Origin of the sequence: Pedobacter flavus (assembly GCF_036324285.1) — a bacterium.
GTDB lineage: Bacteria > Bacteroidota > Bacteroidia > Sphingobacteriales > Sphingobacteriaceae > Pedobacter > Pedobacter flavus.
In genome coordinates, this window is record NZ_JAZDQU010000002.1 from 908,862 (window position 1) to 930,314 (window position 21,453).

At 31.1% G+C, this 21,453-nt stretch carries 21 protein-coding genes; 8 read left to right on the forward strand and 13 right to left on the reverse strand.

The window, feature by feature from the left end; genetic code table 11:
* Window positions 1–26 precede the first annotated feature (26 nt).
* From VRU49_RS10225 to VRU49_RS10240, 4 genes are read left to right on the forward strand one after another with little or no spacing between them, the layout of a single operon-like run.
* Window positions 27–692: a YggS family pyridoxal phosphate-dependent enzyme gene (locus VRU49_RS10225; RefSeq protein WP_330146686.1), complete on the forward strand. Its 666-nt coding sequence runs from the start codon at window positions 27–29 to the stop codon at window positions 690–692.
* 2 nt (window positions 693–694) lie between these two features.
* Window positions 695–1,165: a GNAT family N-acetyltransferase gene (locus VRU49_RS10230; RefSeq protein WP_330146687.1), complete on the forward strand. Its 471-nt coding sequence runs from the start codon at window positions 695–697 to the stop codon at window positions 1,163–1,165.
* Window positions 1,166–2,446, forward strand: coding sequence for an aspartate kinase (locus VRU49_RS10235; RefSeq protein ID WP_330146688.1), 1,281 nt, complete (start codon window positions 1,166–1,168; stop codon window positions 2,444–2,446).
* Window positions 2,433–3,623 carry a THUMP-like domain-containing protein gene (locus VRU49_RS10240; protein ID WP_330146689.1) on the forward strand — a complete coding sequence of 397 codons (1,191 nt, stop codon included), beginning with the start codon at window positions 2,433–2,435 and terminating at the stop codon, window positions 3,621–3,623. The genes VRU49_RS10235 and VRU49_RS10240 overlap by 14 nt, the downstream gene beginning before the upstream one ends.
* A gap of 52 nt (window positions 3,624–3,675) precedes the next feature.
* On the opposite strand, the gene VRU49_RS10245 is transcribed toward VRU49_RS10240, so the two are convergent.
* Both VRU49_RS10245 and VRU49_RS10250 read right to left on the reverse strand, forming a co-directional pair.
* Window positions 3,676–4,761, reverse strand: a complete 1,086-nt coding sequence (locus tag VRU49_RS10245; RefSeq protein ID WP_330146690.1) for a S1C family serine protease — start codon at window positions 4,759–4,761, stop codon at window positions 3,676–3,678.
* Between the two features lie 19 nt (window positions 4,762–4,780).
* On the reverse strand, window positions 4,781–5,347 hold the full coding sequence (locus VRU49_RS10250) for an RNA polymerase sigma factor (RefSeq protein WP_431311601.1): 567 nt from the start codon (window positions 5,345–5,347) through the stop codon (window positions 4,781–4,783).
* 145 nt (window positions 5,348–5,492) lie between these two features.
* On the opposite strand from VRU49_RS10250, the gene VRU49_RS10255 reads away from it, so the two are divergent.
* The 3 genes from VRU49_RS10255 (at window position 5,493) to VRU49_RS10265 (ending at window position 7,781) form a co-directional block, all read left to right on the forward strand.
* The gene (locus tag VRU49_RS10255; RefSeq protein WP_330146692.1) at window positions 5,493–5,699 is read left to right on the forward strand and encodes a hypothetical protein; all 207 of its coding nucleotides are present in this window, start codon (window positions 5,493–5,495) and stop codon (window positions 5,697–5,699) included.
* A gap of 119 nt (window positions 5,700–5,818) precedes the next feature.
* Window positions 5,819–7,165, forward strand: coding sequence for an adenylosuccinate lyase (gene purB, locus VRU49_RS10260; RefSeq protein ID WP_330146693.1), 1,347 nt, complete (start codon window positions 5,819–5,821; stop codon window positions 7,163–7,165).
* A 64-nt stretch (window positions 7,166–7,229) separates the two neighbouring features.
* Window positions 7,230–7,781 (forward strand): NifU family protein, encoded by a 552-nt coding sequence (locus VRU49_RS10265; protein ID WP_330146694.1) that lies wholly within the window; start codon window positions 7,230–7,232, stop codon window positions 7,779–7,781.
* A 48-nt stretch (window positions 7,782–7,829) separates the two neighbouring features.
* On the opposite strand, the gene VRU49_RS10270 is transcribed toward VRU49_RS10265, so the two are convergent.
* A complete protein-coding gene (locus VRU49_RS10270; RefSeq protein WP_330146695.1) occupies window positions 7,830–9,404 on the reverse strand; it encodes a hypothetical protein in 1,575 nt (524 codons plus the stop codon).
* Between the two features lie 240 nt (window positions 9,405–9,644).
* Here VRU49_RS10270 and VRU49_RS10275 point away from each other — a divergent pair, with 240 nt between their 5' ends.
* Entirely contained in the window at window positions 9,645–10,796 is a 1,152-nt protein-coding gene (locus tag VRU49_RS10275) for a prolipoprotein diacylglyceryl transferase (RefSeq protein WP_330146696.1), read from the forward strand.
* Between the two features lie 31 nt (window positions 10,797–10,827).
* On the opposite strand, the gene mtaB is transcribed toward VRU49_RS10275, so the two are convergent.
* From mtaB to VRU49_RS10325, 10 genes are all read right to left on the reverse strand, one after another.
* Complete coding sequence (gene mtaB / locus VRU49_RS10280; RefSeq protein ID WP_330146697.1) at window positions 10,828–12,150, reverse strand: tRNA (N(6)-L-threonylcarbamoyladenosine(37)-C(2))-methylthiotransferase MtaB; 1,323 nt, start codon at window positions 12,148–12,150, stop codon at window positions 10,828–10,830.
* Between the two features lie 79 nt (window positions 12,151–12,229).
* On the reverse strand, window positions 12,230–12,793 hold the full coding sequence (locus tag VRU49_RS10285; RefSeq protein WP_330146698.1) for a UbiX family flavin prenyltransferase: 564 nt from the start codon (window positions 12,791–12,793) through the stop codon (window positions 12,230–12,232).
* A 358-nt stretch (window positions 12,794–13,151) separates the two neighbouring features.
* Window positions 13,152–13,844 carry a sulfite exporter TauE/SafE family protein gene (locus VRU49_RS10290; RefSeq protein WP_330146699.1) on the reverse strand — a complete coding sequence of 231 codons (693 nt, stop codon included), beginning with the start codon at window positions 13,842–13,844 and terminating at the stop codon, window positions 13,152–13,154.
* On the reverse strand, window positions 13,844–14,263 hold the full coding sequence (locus VRU49_RS10295; protein WP_330146700.1) for a FixH family protein: 420 nt from the start codon (window positions 14,261–14,263) through the stop codon (window positions 13,844–13,846). The genes VRU49_RS10290 and VRU49_RS10295 overlap by 1 nt, the downstream gene beginning before the upstream one ends.
* A 3-nt stretch (window positions 14,264–14,266) precedes the next feature.
* Entirely contained in the window at window positions 14,267–15,634 is a 1,368-nt protein-coding gene (gene ccoG / locus VRU49_RS10300) for a cytochrome c oxidase accessory protein CcoG (RefSeq protein WP_330146701.1), read from the reverse strand.
* Window positions 15,635–15,642: 8 nt separating this feature from the next.
* Entirely contained in the window at window positions 15,643–16,524 is an 882-nt protein-coding gene (locus tag VRU49_RS10305; protein WP_330146702.1) for a cbb3-type cytochrome c oxidase N-terminal domain-containing protein, read from the reverse strand.
* A complete protein-coding gene (locus VRU49_RS10310; protein WP_330146703.1) occupies window positions 16,511–16,693 on the reverse strand; it encodes a hypothetical protein in 183 nt (60 codons plus the stop codon). The genes VRU49_RS10305 and VRU49_RS10310 overlap by 14 nt, the downstream gene beginning before the upstream one ends.
* 2 nt (window positions 16,694–16,695) lie before the next feature.
* Complete coding sequence (gene ccoN, locus VRU49_RS10315; protein ID WP_330146704.1) at window positions 16,696–18,837, reverse strand: cytochrome-c oxidase, cbb3-type subunit I; 2,142 nt, start codon at window positions 18,835–18,837, stop codon at window positions 16,696–16,698.
* Between the two features lie 70 nt (window positions 18,838–18,907).
* On the reverse strand, window positions 18,908–19,081 hold the full coding sequence (gene ccoS, locus VRU49_RS10320; RefSeq protein WP_330146705.1) for a cbb3-type cytochrome oxidase assembly protein CcoS: 174 nt from the start codon (window positions 19,079–19,081) through the stop codon (window positions 18,908–18,910).
* Entirely contained in the window at window positions 19,078–21,453 is a 2,376-nt protein-coding gene (locus tag VRU49_RS10325; RefSeq protein WP_330146706.1) for a heavy metal translocating P-type ATPase, read from the reverse strand. Before VRU49_RS10325 ends, ccoS begins: the two co-directional genes overlap by 4 nt.

Below are 21,453 nucleotides of genomic sequence, written 5' to 3' on the forward strand. Positions count from 1 at the left end.
GTTAATTTTACCAAAAATACTGAATAATGAGCATTGAAGGGAAATTATTAAAATATAAAACATTAATTGAAGAAAAAAATGCAGTTTTAGTTGCAGTTTCTAAAAATCATCCGGCCGAAAAAGTTAAAATAGCATATGATGCAGGGCAAAGAATTTTTGGAGAAAACTTAGTGCAGGAGTTGGTAGAAAAAGCAAATTTATTACCTACTGATATTCAATGGCATTTAATTGGGCATTTACAAACCAATAAAGTAAAATACATTGCGCCATTTATTCAATTAATTCATTCTGTAGATAGTTTAAAGCTATTGAAAGAGATTAATAAACAAGCCTTAAAGAATGATAGAGTGATCGACTGTCTTTTGCAAATTTATATTGCAGATGAGGATACAAAATACGGTTTAGGCTTTGATGAAGTAATCGAAATTTTAAGATCACCAGAATTTGAATCATTAAAAAATATACGCATTTGTGGCGTTATGGGAATGGCTACAAATGGGGTAAGTAATACTCAAATTGGGATTGAATTTAATGAGTTAAAAGTGTTTTTTGATGGATTAAAAATTAGCTATTTTAAAAATCAGCCACATTTTAATATCATTTCAATGGGTATGAGTAGCGATTTTGAAATTGCATTAGCCGAAGGCAGTAATATGGTTAGAATTGGTAGTAGCATTTTTGGAGAAAGATAAATATGAATATTGAAATAAGAAAAGCTGTTAAAAGCGATTGCAAAAGACTACTGGAACTCATAAATGAACTGGCTGTTTACGAAAAAGCGCCTGAAGAAGTTACAGTAACTTTACAGGAATTTGAAGATGCAGGTTTTGGATCAAATCCTGTATGGGAGGCGATTGTGGCAATTGAAGATAATTTAATTATTGGATTTGCATTATACTATACGCGTTACAGTACCTGGAAAGGAAGAAGATTATATTTAGAAGATTTTATTGTTACTGAATCTAAAAGAGGTTTAGGTATTGGAAAAATACTTTTTGAAAGTGTAATTCAAGAGAGTAAAAATGGAAAATATAATGGCATGACTTGGCAAGTTTTAGATTGGAATGAGCCAGCTTTAAATTTTTATCAAAAATACAATGCCCAAATAGATAAAGGATGGCTAAATGGTTCATTAAGTAAACAACAAACAAAGGAGCTATTATAAATGCAAAAAGCAGTATATAAATTTGGTGGGGCATCTGTTAAGGATGCAGATGGTTTTAGAAATGTTGGCTCAATTATTAAAAATGCAAATATTCCGCAGTTGTTAATTGTGAACTCAGCAATTGCTGATATAACTAATCAACTCGAAAAGGTAGTTTCGGCCTTTAAAAATGACCAAATAGAAGTTGCGCAAGAATTATTACAAAAGATTAAAATCTTTCATTTTAATATAGCTCAAGAATTATTAGGTGAAAATGGTAGTTCACTTATAGACAACCTTTCGAATGCCTTAGTTGAAGTAGAATGGATTTTAGAAGAGCCTTTCCAAGACAGTGAAGATTATATTTATGACCAAATTGTATCTGTTGGTGAAATTTTATCATCCACCATTTTAGCAGCTTATTTAAACCATATTGGGGTAAATGTAATTTGGCAAGATGCACGAAATTATATTAAAACTGATAATAATTACCAAAACGCAAATGTTAATTGGTCGTTAAGTTGTTATTTAATTCAAAAAGATTTACAACCCTTACTAGACAAATATATTGTTGTAACACAAGGATTTATAGGAAGCAGTAGCGAAAATTTTTCTACAACCTTAGGACGTGAAGGTTCTGATTATTCTGCCGCCTTATTTTGCTCAGCAATAGATGGTGATCAAGTTACCATTTGGAAGGATGTACCTGGTGTATTAAATGCAGATCCAAAATGGTTTGATGACACTAAAGAAATACCTGAATTAAGTTATCAGGATGCTATAGAATTAAGTTATTATGGCGCGACAGTTATTCATCCAAAAACCATAAAACCTCTACAAAACAAAGGTATTCCACTATATGTAAGATCCTTTAAGGATTTAACTTTACCAGGAACAAAAGTCCAGAAAGACCAAATTCCTTTACCAATTCCATCTTTTATATTTAAGGTAAATCAAGTATTACTTTCTATTTCACCAAAAGATTTTTCATTTATAATTGAAGAAAACTTAAGTCAAATTTTTAGTTTATTTCACAAACATCAAGTTAGTGTGAATACTATGTTAAATTCTGCATTAAGTTTCTCAGTTAGTGTTGATGATCATCCAACAAAAATAAATTTGTTAATTGAAGATCTTAAGTTATTGTATAAAGTAAAATATAATAAAGGATTAGAATTAGTGACTATTAGGTATTACGATAAAGCTACTGTTGATAGAGTAACTGTGGATAAAAACATACTTTTAGAAATAAAAAGTAGATACACTTGCCAATTGTTAATGAAAAATAATGATTCCCTTTAATCCAACCCTTTTAAGTAAGGAGGTTCAAGCATTTATAAATAACAATTTAGACAAAGATATCTCGAAAATTAGTCTAAGTAAAAGTCCATTTTCTAATGTTTCTAGTGCTGAATTAGCCAATCAAATAGGTGCCAAATTAAAGGCTAAAAAAAAATTACCTACTTGGTTTAATACTGAAAATATATATTTCCCACCTACCCTTTCTATAGAACAAACTTCCTCAGAAATAACTGCTGAATTTAAAGCATCATTATTTAAAGGAAAATCTATGGTAGATTTAACACTTGGATTCGGGGTTGATGCGTATTATTTTTCAAAAAACTTTTCATCTGTTATTGGATTTGAAATAAATGATTCTTTAACTGCTATTACAAGACATAATGCACAACAATTAGGATTAGAAAATCTAAATGTTTTTAATGGTGATGGATTAGAAACATTACTTAATAACAATAAAGTTTACGATCTTATTTACATGGATCCTGCACGAAGAAACAGTGCTGGTAAAGTATTCAAATTAGAAGATTATACACCCAATTTCTTACCTCATCTAGATGAAATTTTATTAAAAACTAAGCTTTTGGTGATTAAAACTTCACCATTATTAGATCTAAATGCGGGCTTAAAGGAACTTAAAAATGTAAGTGATGTATATATAATTAGTGTAAAAAATGAATGTAAAGAGCTATTATGGATTATAAATCCGGATTATACAAAAAAAACAACCATTCATTCTGTCTGCCTAAACACAGAAATTAAGCAGTTTAATTCTGTTTTAAACCATATACCCTTTCAGCATAAGTATTTAAATCCAACAGAAATAGAATATTTATATGAACCAGACGTGGCTTTATTAAAATCTGGAGCTTTTAATGAAATTGCTGAACATTATAATTTAATTAAGCTAGATTTAGATGCTCAGCTATATACCAGTACAGCAATTAACCAACTTTTCCCTGGTAGAATATTTAGAGTAAAGCGAATTATAAATGCAAACGAATTAAAGAAAATAAAAAATTTATCTGCTAATGTTATTGTAAGAAATTACCCTGATACAGCTCAAAATTTAGTCAAGAAATACAAGGTAAAACCATCACAAAACACCTTTTTAATATTCACATCTCTAAAAGAATTTGGTTACTGTATTTTTGAGGTTGAAATAATTCAGTATTATTAAAAAAAAATCTGATGGTGCTCATCAGATTTTTTTAATTCTCTTATTCCCTATCCTAAAAAACTCTAACCATGAAAACGTAATCTTGTAATTTTTCAATTTGTTTAGTTCTCTTAAGCCCTAACAATTTACTGTTTTTACTAATTACAATTTTATTCACTAATGAGTCTTGAGGAATAGCATTTAATGCTTCTTTTATGAATTTAGACTTTACAGCAAATGCTGCACCATCCGTTTGATTTTCTTTACCTGAAATAACGCCTATAATTTGTCCATTGTTATTTAATAATGGTCCACCACTATTTCCTGGATTAACTGGTATAGCAACTTGGTATGCCATTGTGGTATCTCCACCAAATCCGCTTTTAGAGCTCACATAACCTTCGCCTAAAACAGCATCGTTCTTTGGATATCCAAGCGTATAAACATTCTCTCCTAATCCAATATTCGCAGTTTTTAAGGAATAAGGTAATTGAGGTAAGTTGCTAAATTTAGGGTCAACAATTTTAAGAATTGCTAAATCGTATTGCGGATCATTGTAAATATTAATTACTTTGAAAGATTCACCCTTACTATTTTGAACATAAATAGAGTCTGCATCTTTTACAACATGATAATTGGTACAGATATAACCATTAGCACTTAATGCGAAACCAGAACCTCCAAACTTTCCAGGATTTACCGCTGTTGGTTTGTTAGATTGTAGATTTCTTATTAGGTTATTTTGTGAGGTTCTTATTTTTGAAAGCTCGTTCTTCATTTCAGCATAAGTACCAACTTGATTTTTATTAGACTGAATAGTAAATAAAGCAACACTTAAAACCAATAGAAAAGATGCTGCAACCGCAATTGCCGACTTATTATTTCTCCATAATTGGATAATTTTGGTAGGTTTTGGGCCATGAACACTTACTAAGCTTTCTACATCTAACTCATCATGTATAGCATCTAATTTGGAATGAAACTCTAAATTAGACTTGTAGTTATTAATTGACTTTAAAAATAAAGCATGTTCGATAACTTTTTGGTCAATATTTACATCAGATTTACGTAGTGCTTCAAAAGCAGAAAGTTCATCTTCAGTTAATCTTCCCTCTAAATAATCTTCTATAATGGAATCTATCGCTAATTCTTTCCTCATTTCCCTATTTTTAATATTACTACTGCTGAAAAAACAACTTTTTTAATCGTTGAAGACATTTATACTTTTGGGTTTTTGCATTATCCGTATTCGTATAGCCAAATTTTTCAACTATTTCTTGCATGGATAAGCCTTTTATGTAAAAGTCTTGAATTATGGTACTACATGGTTCACCCAGCATTTCTAAAGAGGATTTCATTTTTGCAAACTCAAATTCTGTTTTTTCATGATCCTCAATCTCTTCTTCAACAGCTAAAACATCTTCAAAATCTTTAATATTACCAGCATTTCTACTTAAAACTGAAAGCCGTTTTAACCAAAGCCTTCTACAAACCGAATAAATAAAAGTTTTAAGTTTACTGGTTAATTCAAAATCCTCACTTTTGATTTTGTTGTATAATATTATTATGCATTCCTGATAAATATCTTTAGCATCATTTTCATCTCCGTTATTGTTTAAAATAAATTTTAGGACCATTGGAAAATAGCCTTTATATAATTTATCTAAAACCTGCTCAGTGTTGTTTAAAATGCCTAAAACAACTTCTTTATCTGATGGAATGGTATTACTCAATTTGTTATTCACTAATTAATACTTAATATCTTAAATAGTAACCCAAGGTCGGTATAAAAAATTAATATTTATTTTTTTTTCAAATCATTGGGTTACCTTTTTATCTTTGCGGTATTAAACATTAAAATTAATTAATTTATTTAAACAAAAATTTAGAATGAAAAACTTATTTAAATTCGGATTCTTAGCATTAGCTTTATCTTTATCAGTTGTTGCTTGTTCAGAGAAAAAAGCTGAAAACACTGACACTTTATTAACTGATTCAGGTATGGTTACTACTACTGTAGATACTTTAACTTCTGATTCTACAGTTACTGATACTTTAGTTGAAACTACTACAACTACTACTACTCCTGCTAACTAAGAATAGTAAGAAATATAAAAAATCCCAGTTTGTATTCAAACTGGGATTTTTTTTGTCCAATTTTTTTGCAATTCCTTTAAATCAATAAGAAAAAAGTAACTTTGCAAAAAAAATAATTCATGACCTTTACTGCATTACAAGCCATTTCACCTATCGACGGAAGATATAGAAGTACTACTGAAAACTTATCTACTTATTTTTCCGAATCAGCATTAATAAAATATAGAGTATTCGTAGAAATAGAGTACTTTATTGCACTATGTAATTCAGGAATTCCAAATTTAACCGAATTTGATTCAAGTTTATTCCCACAATTAAGAGCTATTTATGAGAATTTTTCGGAAGAAGATGCGCTTGATGTTAAGAATACAGAAAAAGTCACCAACCACGATGTTAAAGCTGTTGAATACTTTATAAAAGGTAAATTTGACGAGCTAAACTTATCAAAATATAAAGAGTTTATTCATTTCGGATTAACTTCTCAGGATATTAACAATACTGCAATCCCTTATTCTTTTAAATTGGCGTTAGAAGAAAGCTATTATCCAGCTATAGAGTCATTAATTGAAAAAATAAAATCATTAGCTACTGATTGGAAAAACATACCATTATTAGCTCATACGCATGGCCAACCTGCCTCGCCTACCAAACTTGGTAAAGAGTTTTTAGTATTTGCAGAACGATTAGAAATTCAATTAAATTCTTTAAAATCTATTCCTCATGCTGCAAAATTTGGTGGCGCAACTGGAAATTTCAATGCACATCACATTGCTTTTCCTAATCATAATTGGATTGAATTTGGCGATAATTTCCTGTCAAATCAATTAGGTCTTTTTAGAAGTAAACATACAACTCAAATTGAACATTACGATCAGTTTGCAGCCCAATGTGATGCTTTAAAACGTATTAACAATATTATTATAGATTTAGATAGAGATATCTGGACGTACATTTCTAAGAATTATTTTAAACAAAAAATAAAAGCTGGAGAAGTTGGCTCATCGGCCATGCCGCATAAAGTAAACCCTATTGATTTCGAAAATGCAGAAGGAAATGCTGGTCTTGCAAATGCTTTATTTGAATTTTTTGCCGCTAAATTACCTATCTCAAGATTACAAAGGGATCTAACAGATTCTACTGTACTAAGAAATATCGGGGTTCCTGTAGCGCATACTTTAATTACGATAAATGCTACGTTAAGAGGGTTAAACAAATTATTAATTAATGAAGAAGCCATTCATAATGATCTTGAAAACAATTGGCCAGTAGTAGCAGAAGCCATTCAAACCATTTTAAGAAGAGAAGCCTACCCCGATCCTTATGAAGCATTAAAGGAGCTTACTAGAACTAATGATAAAATAAATGCTGAATCGATCAGTAATTTTATAGAAACTTTAGAGGTAAATGAGGATGTTAAAGTCGAGCTCAGAAAAATAACACCATTTAATTATACAGGTGTTTATTAATTAAATGACGGAATAAAGACAAGCGTTCGAATAATGTCTATTAATTTTGAAAAAATTTGGTACTATGACTATTAACGTATATACAGAACAAACACCTAATCCTGCTACCATGAAATTCATGGTCAATAAATTATTAATTAATGGCAGTGAAGATTTTCCTACAAAAGAAAGTGCTGAAAATTCACCTTTTGCAAGAGAGTTATTTAAATTTAATTTTGTTAACGGGGTGTTTTTCGCAAGTAATTTTGTTACAATTACCAAAACAGATGATGCCGATTGGTCTGATATAGAAGACATATTAAAGGAATTTGTAAAAGGTGCTGTAGAATCTGAACAAAAAATAAAAGATAAGGAATTAGAAGAGAATTTAAATTTTGAAGGGACTGAAATTGAAATTAAAATTCAGCAAATTTTAAATGATTATGTAAGACCAGCTGTTGAACAAGATGGTGGTGCAATTTCTTATCGTTCTTTTGAAGATGGTGTAGTAACTGTAGAACTAAGAGGTTCTTGCAGTGGTTGTCCATCTTCAACGATTACCCTTAAATCGGGAATTCAAAATTTATTACAAAGGATGGTTCCTGAAGTAAAAGAAGTAGTTTCAGAAGCATTATAAAGAAGCAATTTATTCATTTAAAAAGTCCTTGAATTATCAAGGACTTTTTTATTTCGAAGAAAATTTAGAATTAAGTGAATTAATTAACTCTTTTAATTGAGCTTGTTGGTTTGCATTTATTTTCCCTTTATACAATTCAATTACACTTCTGTATTCTTCAATATATTTTTGAGAAGCAGTTGGACCAATAAATTCTACATCTTTAGAATTTAATGATTTAACCATTGTTTGCAAATCTGAAAAATTAGCCGCAAGATTTTCATTCACCATCAAATAGTTTAAATGATAATTTAAGTTATAAAATAGGTTTACTTGAGAAAAAACTGTACTCCCCTTGTACTTATTTAATATTCTAATTTTATTAAACTTATTAAGTAACAACCCTATTCTTTCATTTAAATAAGTAGCATCAAAATCCTTTAAATCAGCGTAATAAACCATATCTGAAATAGAATAATTATCAATCTTTTGAAAAACCGTTGCAACCAAATTATCACTAATAGAATTTGCCATTAGATAATCTTCAAGAAAATTTGAATACCTAAATATTGCCTCCATTTTAAAATTATCAAGTTTAATAATTAAATCCTTGAACGACTTATCCCAACTTATATTTTTTGGAGATAATAATTCTAATGAACCATCGTAAGGCAAATTATTTAAATAGGCAATGATTTTATTAAAGGCCTCTTCTCTCGAAGGTTGCAGCTTTATAAACTCTTCTACTAAGGCAGACTGATTAGCCTGATTATCATGAAACATAGTGTATAATAATCTAGCTTCTTTTATTGATTTTGAGGCATTTGGATAGGTAATAGAAGTAGCAGCTAAAATTCCATTTAGTGCGTAAATATATTCCTTTCTAACTTTAATACTTTCTTGTGGTGAGCTTACCCAATGTGCTTCGCCCCATAACAAATTCAATAAATCAGGCATATATTCTGGCTTTAAAGCAGCCATTTTATCAATAATAGCAGTAGAATACTCCAATCTTCTTTTCAGGAAAACTTGCTGTTGTGACGATAAATTTGCTGTTGTTTGATTTCCAATACCTGAAGCCATCACATAAAAATGATCGCTTTTTATATTTAATTTAGTGGCATTTTTTACAATAAAGGTTGAAATATCATCCAATTTAAAGCTTGATGAACCTCCTTGATAACTGGCATACATTCCATATGAAATCAAATTATAAAGTGGTTTAGCACCTTTATCAAATAAACTCTTCAATTCTAAAGTAGTTTTAGACAAAGCTTCAATATTTTCTGTTGCGAATGCTTTCCCATACCTTACCGAATTAAATCTGAATATTTCTTCATCATTTGTTGGCTTAATAGCTAAAAATTCATCTAAAACAGAGGCTGATTTTTCATGAAAAGCTTTAAAAAAATTGTATTTAAAGTTCATATCATTTAAAGAACCAACCCAAACTAATAGATCGTAAGTATCCTTTTTAGGAAACTCCTTCAATCTGCTAATAGATGAAATTATATCAACATCTTTTTCAGCATCATATAAAGATTGAGCTTCTTTTACTAAGGGGTTATTTTTATGGGAAAATAAAACCTGAGCTTTTGCAACAGAGAAAGTTAAAATAAATAAGGCTAAGAATAGAAATCGCAAAAATAGATTTTTAATTAAAAAAGATTGTAAAACCATACCCATAAAAAATTTGACTATTATTATTTAAATATAAATGATAATCAATCAATTAAACGAAAACTATATAATTATTTATTTCAAAAAATATTGAATTTACATCAACCTAACCGTTAGAAAATATGGTTGTTTATTTATTACACATAGGTTTTACTACCATTAGTTCAAAAAGTATTTTACTATCTTAGAGCTAAATTTTAATTTATGTTTCCTACCGTATCCCATTTTCTTGAATACTTATTTGGCGTAAATATTCCTCTTCCTTTTAACACATTTGGCGTTTTTGTAGCGCTTGCATTTGTTGCGGGTTATTGGGCAATGTCTAAAGAGTTACAAAGAAAGGAAGCCCTAAGCTTAATTTTTCCTATAAAAAAGAAAACAGTAATTGGCGAACCGGCATCTGTAATGGAAATTGGCACCAACGCTTTTTTTGGCTTTCTGGTTGGCTATAAGTTAGTTTATGGATTAATGAATTATAATGCATTAATTAACGATGCGCAAACTGTAATTTTATCTTCAGAAGGTAATTTATTGGGTGGTCTTGTAGCAGCTGGAATATTTGGTTATTTAGCTTATTCGGATAAGCAAAAGGCAAAATTACCTACACCAAAAACAGTTGAAGTTAGTATTCGTCCACATCAATTATTAAGTTCTATTGTAATTTGGGCAGCAGTATGGGGATTTTTTGGCGCAAAATTATTCGACAATTTAGAAAATTGGGATTCTTTTGTAAAAGATCCTGTTGGCGGATTACTTTCTTTTAGTGGTTTAACTTTTTATGGTGGATTAATTTGTGGAGGTGCAGCAGTAATTTATATTGCGAGAAAGAATGGAATTAAACCCATTCACATGTTAGATGTAGGTGGCCCTGGAATGATGTTGGCCTATGGAGTAGGAAGAATTGGTTGTCATTTATCAGGAGATGGCGATTGGGGAATTGTAAATTTAAATCCAAAACCTTTTTCATGGTTGCCCGACTGGATGTGGGCTTATACCTACCCCAACAATGTTGCTCAAGAAGGATTACCAATGGCAAATTGTGTAGGTAGATTTTGTTTTGAATTGCCACAACCTGTTTATCCAACACCTTTGTATGAAGTTTTTATGGCCTTGGTATTATTTGGCATCCTTTGGGCAATTAGAAAGTACATTAAAACACCAGGGGTAATATTTGGAATATATTTGATTATGGCCGGTGTAGAACGCGTTTTAATTGAATCTATAAGAGTTAACTCTAAATATCATATTGGAAATTTAGCTTTCACACAAGCAGAATTAATATCTACAATTTTAATCCTAGTTGGATTAGGTTTAATATTCTATGCAAATAATCGCAAAAAAAATGCTGTCGTTTAAAGCGACAGCATTATAAATAATATATATTTTTTTAATGTGTATGCACAGGTATTGAAGTTTCCATAACTTCCATCTCACCTTCTGGAGTTAACGCAACCATTTGAATTTGCTTTACTTCATTTACCATTACTGGGTCATACTTAGCTTTTACTTTAACATAGTTTCTAGTAAAGCCGTGCATAAATCCATTTTTTAAATCATCTTCGAACAAAACTTCTGCTTGTTTACCAATCTGACTTGTATAAAAAGCACGCTTTTTCTTTTCTGAAAGGATGTGTAACATCTTATTTCTTTCGAATGCTGTGCTACCTGCTACTTTACCTTTCATTTTAGTAGCTGGGGTATCTTGACGTTCAGAAAACGTAAATACATGTAGGTAAGAAATATCTAGATTATTTAAAAATTCGTAAGTATCTAAGAAATCTTCCTGAGTTTCACCTGGAAATCCAACAATTACATCAACGCCTATGCAGCAATCAGGCATAATTTGTTTGATGCGCTCAACACGTTCTTTGTATAAATCGCGCTGATATCTTCTACGCATTAAGCCCAAAATCTTATCAGAACCAGATTGTAAAGGAATATGGAAATGGGGTACAAACTTTTTGCTTGATGCCACAAAATCTATCACTTCATTACTCAATAAATTTGGTTCAATCGAAGAAATTCTAAATCTATCAATTTCTTCAACTGCTTCTAAAGCTTTTATTAAATCAATAAATTTATCAGATCTAACACCTTCCCTTATTCCAAAATCGCCAAGATTTACGCCTGTTAAAACGATTTCTTTAACTCCGCTTTTACCAATTTCTATGGCTCTTGCAACCACATTATCAATAGTATCACTTCTACTTCCACCTCTAGCTAAAGGAATTGTACAGTAGGTACATGGATAATCACAGCCATCTTGAACTTTAAGAAAAGTACGTGTTCTATCACCAAAAGAATAAGCTGCAACAAAATTATGGCCTACCTCTGAAATATCCTGTTGATGAATTTTTGCTTTAGGCTCTTTTGTTAAATCAGTAATAAATTCAACAATTCTAAACTTTTCTGCGGCACCTAAAACCATATCAACCCCTTCTATTTCTGCAATTTCTTGAGGTTTTAATTGAGCATAACAGCCCACAATGGTAATGTATGCTTGCGGTGAATACTTAAGCGCTTCTTTAACCACTTTCCTGCACTTTTTATCAGCATGATCTGTAACAGAACAGGTATTAATCACATAAACGTCAGCTGCATTAGTAAAGTCTACTATCTGATACCCTGCATCAGTAAAAAGACGTCCAATAGAGCTTGTTTCGGAGAAATTGAGCTTACAGCCCAGTGTATAAAAAGCTACTTTTTTCATGAATTTACAAAAATACGAAAAGATTAGTCAGTATTCTGTAAAATGAAAATCAAGTTGAAATTTTAATTAAAAATCTTGATTATTCATTCCATCTATAGGTAGTATGATCTAAACCAATCAAATCGACCACTCTATCAACTACTGTTAATGCCAATTCTTCTATATTTTGTGGTTTACTATAAAATGATGGCGTAGCCGGACAGATAATTCCATTTGCTTCTGTTACGGTTGCCATATTCCTTAAATGAATTAAACTTACTGGCGTATCTCTTGTTACTAAGATTAACTTACGTCTTTCCTTTAAAATCACATCTGCCGCCCTAGTAACCAGGTCGTTAGAAATACCATGCGCTATTCTTGCAACAGTACCCATACTACAAGGAATAACCACCATAGTATCGTACTTGGCAGAACCAGAAGCAAAAGGTGCATTGAAATCCATTTTATGGTAAAAATCAAACTGAAAGCCCTCAAATGAAGTGTCATCCAATTCATCCTTCCAAATTTGTTTTGCATTATCAGACATCACTACTCCAACTTGCTCTATTTGATCTGATAGAAGTTGTAATTTTTGAAGTAATAATTTAGCATAAATTGCCCCACTAGCCCCAGAAATAGCTACAATTATTTTCTTTTTATTCATGATTAAAGATAATAAAAAAAGGGCTGGAAACTAAAAGTAACCAGCCCCACATCTACCTATGAAAAACATACCCGGAAGGGTAAGTATCAAATATAGTTAATAATTTTTAATAAAATCAAAACATTATAAAAAATAAGCGCTCTTATTTTTACAAAATAAATTCAACACAAACATCACAATAAATTGATTATCAATAATTTAAATTATACAAAATCTAACAATATCATTATTTTTACAAAAATTAATTAAAGAGATATAAAATCCATATTGTGTTTAAAAAAGAACATTTAAACTATAATTTTTAACTAAAAACAATAAACTATTTGTGTTAAGAAATAATAAAATTCACTTCCTGTTTTTATTTACAGAAAGCGTCTATTGAATTTAAAATAATCGGAGAAATAAAAGGCAAGTCTAATTCTAAAGCCCTAGTAATAAAAAGTATTCCGAAAAATATACCGAATACTGGCACCCAAGTTTTAGGGTTAAATTTTATGTATTTTTTTATAAAGACACCTCCAACAGATAGAATTAATAATAAAGGAACTGTCCCTAGACCAAAAAACAACATAAATTTTGATCCTTCCATGATTGAATTGGCATTTGCCGATACACCTAATGCTACATACACCATTCCACATGGCAAAATACCATTTAACATACCTGCTAACAATGGAAAAAATCGAGATTGATAGAATTTTCCAAAGACTTTACTGAATAAATTTATAACCTTTTTATAGAAAGAATCATATTTCTTAAACCTAAAGCCAAATAGAGCATATATTGAAAGGGAAACCATAATGATTCCAATCCATAAACTTACTTTTTGATGGTCTATAAATAACCCTCCGGTTTTTCCAACTAGGACTATAAGTATGCCTAAAATTACATAAACCATAATCCTTCCAAAATGATAAATTAAATTTTTAAAAAAATTTACCCATCTAGAAGTATTATTGTAAGGTATAGCTAACAAAATCGGACCACACATGGCAACACAATGCACGCTGCCCATCAATCCCATTAAAGTAGCTACCCAATAAATGTTCATTATTTATTAATATAGGTCTCTTTTATATATTCCTTTCCATTAGATTTCCAATTTAATTCTAATAACCATAAACCACTTTTTAAATCAGTTATTGATTGTACAAATTCAGTTTTTGGAATATCGCTTTTAAATTCTTTATCTAATGCTGCATCCGCAGGACGTTTAATAGCTAAATTGAAAGTAGACGGAGATTTAAAACTAATAGAAATATTGGCGCTATCAACTTTAATTGCTGGTAAAGCAGCGGTATCTAATGCATTATTTAGCTTCACCAATTTCTTATCATATTCAATTCCTTGTTCGTAATAATCTTCATCTACTAAAGTATCTGTATGATGTAAAAACATATAATACGACATCCCCAAAATGAATATCATAAACAATATCATTCCTGTTATAATCTTGTGACCCCAATGCATATTTTAATTTGGCTGAGCGTAAAATGTTGATTTTACGGTGTTAATTTTTTGATTATTTTCAATAATAGAAATCCTTACTGGCGATTTAAATTCATCTATATCTGCCTTTTTCTTAATTAAGAAAAACGTAATGGACATACTACTATCCTTTTTTAAATGTTGGCCTCCTTGAACGATTTCTATACTATCTTTTTCATCTTCAGAAGCCAATCTAAAATGGATATCTCGATTAGATTTATTAGTAATCTCTGCGTTATATAAATTACTAATTTCTCCTTTTACTCTTTCTTGGTATAATGTTCCAGAAGCTCTTAATAAGGTTAAATCAACTTCTTTGCGATTATACATCATTAAGGAAATGGCGCTAAGCATTACAAATAAAACAATTATATAACCCCAGGCGCGCAAGCCTACCTTAAACGGTATTCCTTTTTTAATATAATCTGAATGATAGAAACCGATTAAATTGAGTGGTCTATTTGTTTTTTGCATTACAACATTGCAAGCATCAATACATGCCGTACAATTCACACATTCCATCTGAGTACCGTTTCTAATATCTATACCGGTTGGACAAACGTGTACACACAAGCCACAATCAACGCAATCACCTTTTGCGACAGAATCATTATGACTGATTTTACCTCTTGGTTCGCCCCTTCTTTCATCGTAAGCAACTATAATACTTTTATTATCTAATAATACACCTTGTAGTCTTCCATAAGGACAAATTGCTGTACAAACTATTTCTTTAACATAACTAAATACAAAGTAAAACACCATTGTAAATACCCATATCGAAATAAAACCAACTAAATGCTCGCTAATGGGCTCAGTAATTATTTTAAAAAGCGCTTTAGATCCAATTATATAGGCTAAAAAAGTATTAGAAATTAAAAGTGAAATAAAGATCCAAATGCCATGTTTTAAGACCTTTTTAAAAATCTTATTGGCATTATAAGGTTGCTTATCTAATTTCATTTGCTGGCTGGCATCGCCCTCAATCCAATATTCTATTCTTCTGAAAATCATTTCCAAGAATATGGTTTGAGGACACGCCCAACCACACCAAACTCTTCCAAAAATCGCTGTAAATAAAGCTATTGCAATTATCCCAACTAACATTGCAAAGCCAAATAAATAGAAATCTTGAGGTGTAAATTTCAACCAAAAAAATACAAATTTACGTTCAATAAAATTTAGTAAAACTAACTGTTCACCATTTACTTGAATAAATGGAAGAGCAAATAATATTACAATCAGTGTATAACTAAACCATTTACGACGATCGTATAATTTACCCGACGGCTTTTTGGGATAAATGAAATTTCTCCCAAAAAGTTTCAATGTATTTTTAAGGTCGGATGTCATAATTCTATTTATAAAGTTTCTTCCTCTTTTTCTTCCATCTTAACACCTTGAGGTGCTTTAGGATTTGGCGGATTACTTCCTTTAATTGAAATAATAAAATTGGTAATATCGCTAATATTTTTTGGAGACATATTTTTACCCCAAGCAACCATACCTTTATCTACAACACCATATTTAATAGTTTTAAAAATATCATTTACAGTACCTCCATGAAGCCAAAACTCATCAGTTAAATTTGGACCTACCGTTCCTTCACCCTTCTCTCCGTGGCAAGATTTGCAATAAGCGCCAAATAATACAGCACCATTTTCTATAACTGCAGGTGTTTGATCTACTTTAACACTATTTTCGTCGATAGATGCCCCTAACTTCTTTAAACTAGCTACTTTCTCTGCTTCAGCAATTGTAACTTCAGTTAAATACTCATCTCTTTGCGTACCTCCAATACCTGATACTTCGTAGATAAATAAATAAACAACTCCAAAAACAATAGTACCATAAAATAGAAAGTTAAACCATCCTGGAACAGGATTATTAAGTTCAGAAATACCATCGTATTTATGTTTTAACTCTAAATCCTTTTCTGCAGAAATTGGTTTTAAACTAAGTAGTTTTTCCCAAAAATTACTTTTCTTCTCCTCTACTTTTTCCCAACTAACTTTTTCATCTTTTACTAAAGGCTGAGGATTATTTCTTTCTGCAATTAACGTTTTAAAAGTGTTTAGCATTAAATAAACTACTATTACCAATAAAGCGGTAAATATTAATCCTGCTAAAACTACTATCTCTGTTGTACTTAAACCACCACCAGTGGCCACAACGGTTGTATCTTGGGCTGAGGTAAATTTTACCATCAGCCCTGCTATTAATAATAAACTAAACTTCTTCATCTTGTTTGTTTTGATCTATAATTGGCATATTGCTCATCTCTTCTATATATTCCTTCTTCATAAAGAATAGGTAAACAGCTACCAATAAGAAGAATCCAAAAAATACTAAGAGAGAAAAAATAAGGTAATTTTCGTCTCCAGAAAGCTGCTGTATAAAATGCTTAAACATATTTAGTTTTCTAAGTTGTTATCTAATTCTTGTCGTGCTTTAATATCTACTCCTAATCTTTGTAAGTAAGCTATTAAGGCAATAATTTCTCTATCACTCTCTATTTTGATGTTATCTTTAATCAAATCGTTTGCAATTTCTTCAGATTGCGCTTTCACTTGAATTAAAGCATTTTTAATCTGCCAATCAGCATATGGAACACCTAACTTAGACATAGCTCTCATTTTTGCTTCTGTAGTAGAAGCATCTAATTTTTGAGTAAATAACCATGGATAAGCCGGCATAATACTTCCTGGAGATAATGCAGTTGGGTCTAACATGTGGTTATAATGCCATGCGTTCGAATATTTACCTCCAACTCTATGTAAATCTGGTCCAGTACGTTTAGAACCCCATAAGAATGGATGATCATAAACATATTCTCCTGCTTTACTGTATTCACCATAACGTTCGGTTTCAGATCTAAATGGTCTAACCGTTTGTGTATGACAACCCACACAACCTTCTCTAATGTATAAATCTCTACCTTGTAATTCTAATCCAGTATAAGGCTTAACCGCTTGAATGGTTGGGATATTTGATTCAACTGTAAATGTTGGCATCATTTCGGCCATACCACCAATTAGAATCGCAATCAAAACAAAAATCATGAATTTAGTAGGTTTACGTTCTAATCTTCTATGCCATTTTTTGTCTAATGGATCTGTATCTGGAGTATTATCTAAAGGCATAGCTTCTGCCTCTTCGTTTGCCACCAATTTCCCTTTTTTCATTGTTTTCACAATGTTATACATCATTACAATAGCACCTAATAGGTATAAACCACCACCAATTGATCTTAAAATATGCATTGGGATAATTTGTAATGTTGTAGTTAAGAAGTTAGGGTATTTTAACATACCTTCTTCGGTAAACTCTTTCCACATTAACCCTTGAGTGAAGCCTGACCAGTACATAGGTACTGCATAAAATAAAATTCCAATTGTACCTATCCAAAAGTGGAAACTAGCTAATTTTTTAGAGTAAAGTTCAGTTTTATAAATTCTAGGGATTAACCAATACATTACCCCGAAAGTTAAAAATCCGTTCCAACCTAAAGCGCCTACGTGTACGTGTGCAACAATCCAATCTGTAAAGTGTGCGATACCGTTAATGTGTTTCAATGATAACATTGGCCCCTCAAAAGTTGCCATACCATAAGCTGTTAAAGCTACTACCATAAACTTTAAGGTAACATCTTCCCTAACTTTATCCCATGCACCTCTTAAAGTTAATAGTCCGTTAATCATACCTCCCCAACTTGGAGCAATTAACATAATTGAAAATACCACACCTAATGATTGAGCCCATCCTGGTAATGAAGTATATAATAAGTGGTGCGGACCTGCCCAGATATAAATAAATATTAATGACCAGAAGTGAAGAATACTTAATTTATAAGAGTAAACTGGTCTATTTGCCATTTTAGGAAGGAAATAATACATCAATCCTAAATAAGGTGTAGTTAAAAAGAATGCAACCGCATTATGACCATACCACCATTGTACCAATGCATCCTGAACACCCGCATAAACATAATAACTCTTAAAAAATGATACTGGTAACTGAACAGAGTTTACAATATGCAATACAGCAACTGTTACAAATGTTGCGATATAAAACCATATAGCCACATATAAATGTTTCTCTCTACGTTTTATTATTGTACCAAACATGTTTACACCAAAAGCAACCCAGATAATGGTTAATAATATATCTATTGGCCACTCTAACTCAGCATATTCATGTGAAGTAGTAAAACCCAAAGGAAGGGTAATTACCGCAGAAACAATAACCAATTGCCATCCCCAAAAGTGAATTTTACTTAAGGTATCATTAAACATCCTTGCTTTTAATAAGCGCTGTAATGAATAATAAACGCCCATAAAAATAGCGTTTCCTACAAATGCAAAAATTACTGCATTAGTATGCAATGGTCTTATCCTACCAAATGTAGTGTACTGATTTCCCAAATTCATTTGGGGAGAAAATAATTGAAGGGCGATTAACAACCCAACAGTCATGCCTATAATACCCCATATCATGGTGGCTAGACCAAAATTCCTTACGATTTTATTATCGTAGTTAAACTTCTCAAGATGCATATTTATTTAGTTATTATTGAACAAATCTATTTTATATGTGGTGACAATTGAATGACATCCATTTCTATGTTTAATGATCTTTATCACTTTTTTTATTACCTGTTACATCGTCGTCAAAAAGTATCCTTACGCCAGGTGTATGAACATCATCATGTTGTCCACTTGAAGAGGCCCAAAAGAAGGCTCCTAAAAAAATAATTGCCATCAAAATGCTGATTCCAATTAAAAAGTAGAGTATGGTCATATTAATTTATTTTTTCTTGCCGCAATTCTAGTAGCAATTGTGGTATATAAAATTATAGTCAAAGTACTTATTGGCATTAATACCGCAGCAATTAAGGGATAAAGCGTTCCTTGAACCGCGAAATACAACCCAACAACATTATAACTTGCGGCAATTAAAAAGCAAAACTTAACGATCTTCATTCCCCTTTTCGATAAGTTTAAAAACTGCGGCAAATATTTTATTGAATTACCTTGTAAAATAGCGTCACAACCCGGACTAAACGAATTAACATTGTCTGTTACAGCAATACCTACTGTAGCACGCTTTAATGCTCCCGCATCATTTAATCCATCGCCCAACATTAATACTTTAGCACCATCATTCTCCAAATTATTAATATATTCTTGTTTTTGGTGTGGATTCTGCTCAAAGTTCATTATTAACCTATCATTAAGTATATTATTAATAGCGGCTTTACTTTTTACAGAATCTCCTGATAATAAATGTAATGTGTAATTTTTTAACTGATCAAATAATTGCGATAAACCTTCTCTCCAACTTTGAGTTGTACTAAAGACACCTAAGTATTGTTCATTTATTGATGTATGAACACCTGACTTTAAATCATTTAAATGATGTACACCAATAAAAGATGCACTTCCAATTCTAATTAAATTTCCATCAACAATACCTTCAATCCCTGCACCTGGAATTTCTTTGAAGCTGGTAACTTCCTTTAACTCTGCAGGCCCAATATATCTTAAAATACTTTGACTCTGCGGATGGGCTGAATTTCTTAATATAGAAGCTAGATAATTATTTATCACCAAACTTCTTTTTCCTTCAAAAACAACTTGAGTTGATGACGTATCAGATAAAGTACCTGTTTTATCAAACACAATATGATTTACACTTGCTAAATGCTCTACCGTATCTGTACTTTTCACATAAAAACCTTTTTTATCAAATACAGACAGTATTGCAGATAATGTGAATGGTGTACTTAAAGTTAGAACACAAGGACAAGCCACAATAATAACGGCAGTAAAAGCAGACCAAGCCTTGTAATTATCGTTTTGAATAACCCAATAAAGCGTAGATAAGAAAGCGATTACAAAAACTGCTACAACAAAATATTTGGCAATTCTATCATTAAAATTATTGAGCTCATCTTTTTTAGTCGTTTCCGAATTCCATAAACTGGTTAAATAACTTTGAGATACCGGCTTAACTATCGTTAGTTCAATAGCTTCGCCTGTTTGTCTTCCTCCAGCATAAACCATATCCCCTAATTGCTTTTTCTCTGGTGAACTTTCGCCGGTTACAAAACTCATATCTAACCACCCCTCACCCTTCATTAATATAGAATCTGCAGGTATTAACTCTCCATTTCTAACTAAAATTTTATCCCCAACATTTAAAGCGCTCAATTGAACTGGTTTTTCTATTCCTTCATTTAATACAGTCACAGCTAATGGAAAATAAGATCTATAATCTCTATCGAAAGATAAATGATAATAAGTGCGTTGCTTTACCCATTTACCCATTAACAATAAGAACAATAAACCTGTTAATGTATCTGCAAAACCAGGGCCTGTACCACTAATAACTTCATACCCTGTTCTTAAAAACAAAACAATAATTATTAAGGTTAAGGGCATATCTAAATTTATGCGCCTTTGTTTTAAATGAATGTAAGACGATTTAAAATAATCTTGAGCACAATAAAATACGATAGGAAAACAAAACAATAAGTTTAACCAGGCAAAGAGCGATTTAAAAGCTTCATCAAAACTACTTAGTCCAAAATACTCTGGAAAACTAAACAGCATCACATTACCCATACAAAATCCAGCCACTGCAATTTTCCTGACTAAACTTTTATCGACAAATGATTTCTCTTTTACTACATCTTGAAGCGAAATTAAAGGCTCATAACCTATATTTATTAAATGCTCAACTACTTTTCTTAATGAAATATGGTTGTGCTTAAAATAAATAGTTACTTCTTTTTTTAGGAAATCTATTCTGGAACTATAAATATTCTCGTCTATTTTATATAAGTGCTCCAGTAACCAAATACAAGAAGAACAATGAATTGCGGGAATATAGAATCTTACTCTCGAATAAGTGTCATTTTTATAATCTAACAACTGATTAACTATTTCCTCTTCATCTAAATAGTTTAGATTACTTGTTGCTGATTTTTTTATTCCGGGGGTTTCTTCTAATTGATAATAACCGCAGAGGTTATTGGAAGACAAAATAGTATATACACTCTGACAGCCTAAACAGCAAAAATTTAGATCGTTATAAATATATTCACCTTCTACAGCTTCATTGCCGCAATGATAACATACTGTAGTTGTTTTTGCTATCGAAAATCCCAT

Bases quoted from the DNA above. Each gene is read 5' to 3' on its own strand.
- VRU49_RS10240 (WP_330146689.1), top strand. From the start codon at position 2,433: ATGATTCCCTTTAATCCAACCCTTTTAAGTAAGGAGGTTCAAGCATTT.
- ccoN (WP_330146704.1), bottom strand. From the start codon at position 18,837: ATGCATCTTGAGAAGTTTAACTACGATAATAAAATCGTAAGGAATTTT.
- VRU49_RS10265 (WP_330146694.1), top strand. From the start codon at position 7,230: ATGACTATTAACGTATATACAGAACAAACACCTAATCCTGCTACCATG.
- VRU49_RS10235 (WP_330146688.1), top strand. From the start codon at position 1,166: ATGCAAAAAGCAGTATATAAATTTGGTGGGGCATCTGTTAAGGATGCA.
- VRU49_RS10305 (WP_330146702.1), bottom strand. From the start codon at position 16,524: ATGAAGAAGTTTAGTTTATTATTAATAGCAGGGCTGATGGTAAAATTT.
- ccoG (WP_330146701.1), bottom strand. From the start codon at position 15,634: ATGACATCCGACCTTAAAAATACATTGAAACTTTTTGGGAGAAATTTC.
- VRU49_RS10275 (WP_330146696.1), top strand. From the start codon at position 9,645: ATGTTTCCTACCGTATCCCATTTTCTTGAATACTTATTTGGCGTAAAT.
- purB (WP_330146693.1), top strand. From the start codon at position 5,819: ATGACCTTTACTGCATTACAAGCCATTTCACCTATCGACGGAAGATAT.
- VRU49_RS10230 (WP_330146687.1), top strand. From the start codon at position 695: ATGAATATTGAAATAAGAAAAGCTGTTAAAAGCGATTGCAAAAGACTA.
- VRU49_RS10245 (WP_330146690.1), bottom strand. From the start codon at position 4,761: ATGAGGAAAGAATTAGCGATAGATTCCATTATAGAAGATTATTTAGAG.
- VRU49_RS10295 (WP_330146700.1), bottom strand. From the start codon at position 14,263: ATGCATTGGGGTCACAAGATTATAACAGGAATGATATTGTTTATGATA.
- ccoS (WP_330146705.1), bottom strand. From the start codon at position 19,081: ATGACCATACTCTACTTTTTAATTGGAATCAGCATTTTGATGGCAATT.
- VRU49_RS10325 (WP_330146706.1), bottom strand. From the start codon at position 21,453: ATGGGATTTTCGATAGCAAAAACAACTACAGTATGTTATCATTGCGGC.
- VRU49_RS10255 (WP_330146692.1), top strand. From the start codon at position 5,493: ATGAAAAACTTATTTAAATTCGGATTCTTAGCATTAGCTTTATCTTTA.
- mtaB (WP_330146697.1), bottom strand. From the start codon at position 12,150: ATGAAAAAAGTAGCTTTTTATACACTGGGCTGTAAGCTCAATTTCTCC.
- VRU49_RS10285 (WP_330146698.1), bottom strand. From the start codon at position 12,793: ATGAATAAAAAGAAAATAATTGTAGCTATTTCTGGGGCTAGTGGGGCA.
- VRU49_RS10225 (WP_330146686.1), top strand. From the start codon at position 27: ATGAGCATTGAAGGGAAATTATTAAAATATAAAACATTAATTGAAGAA.
- VRU49_RS10290 (WP_330146699.1), bottom strand. From the start codon at position 13,844: ATGAACATTTATTGGGTAGCTACTTTAATGGGATTGATGGGCAGCGTG.
- VRU49_RS10310 (WP_330146703.1), bottom strand. From the start codon at position 16,693: ATGTTTAAGCATTTTATACAGCAGCTTTCTGGAGACGAAAATTACCTT.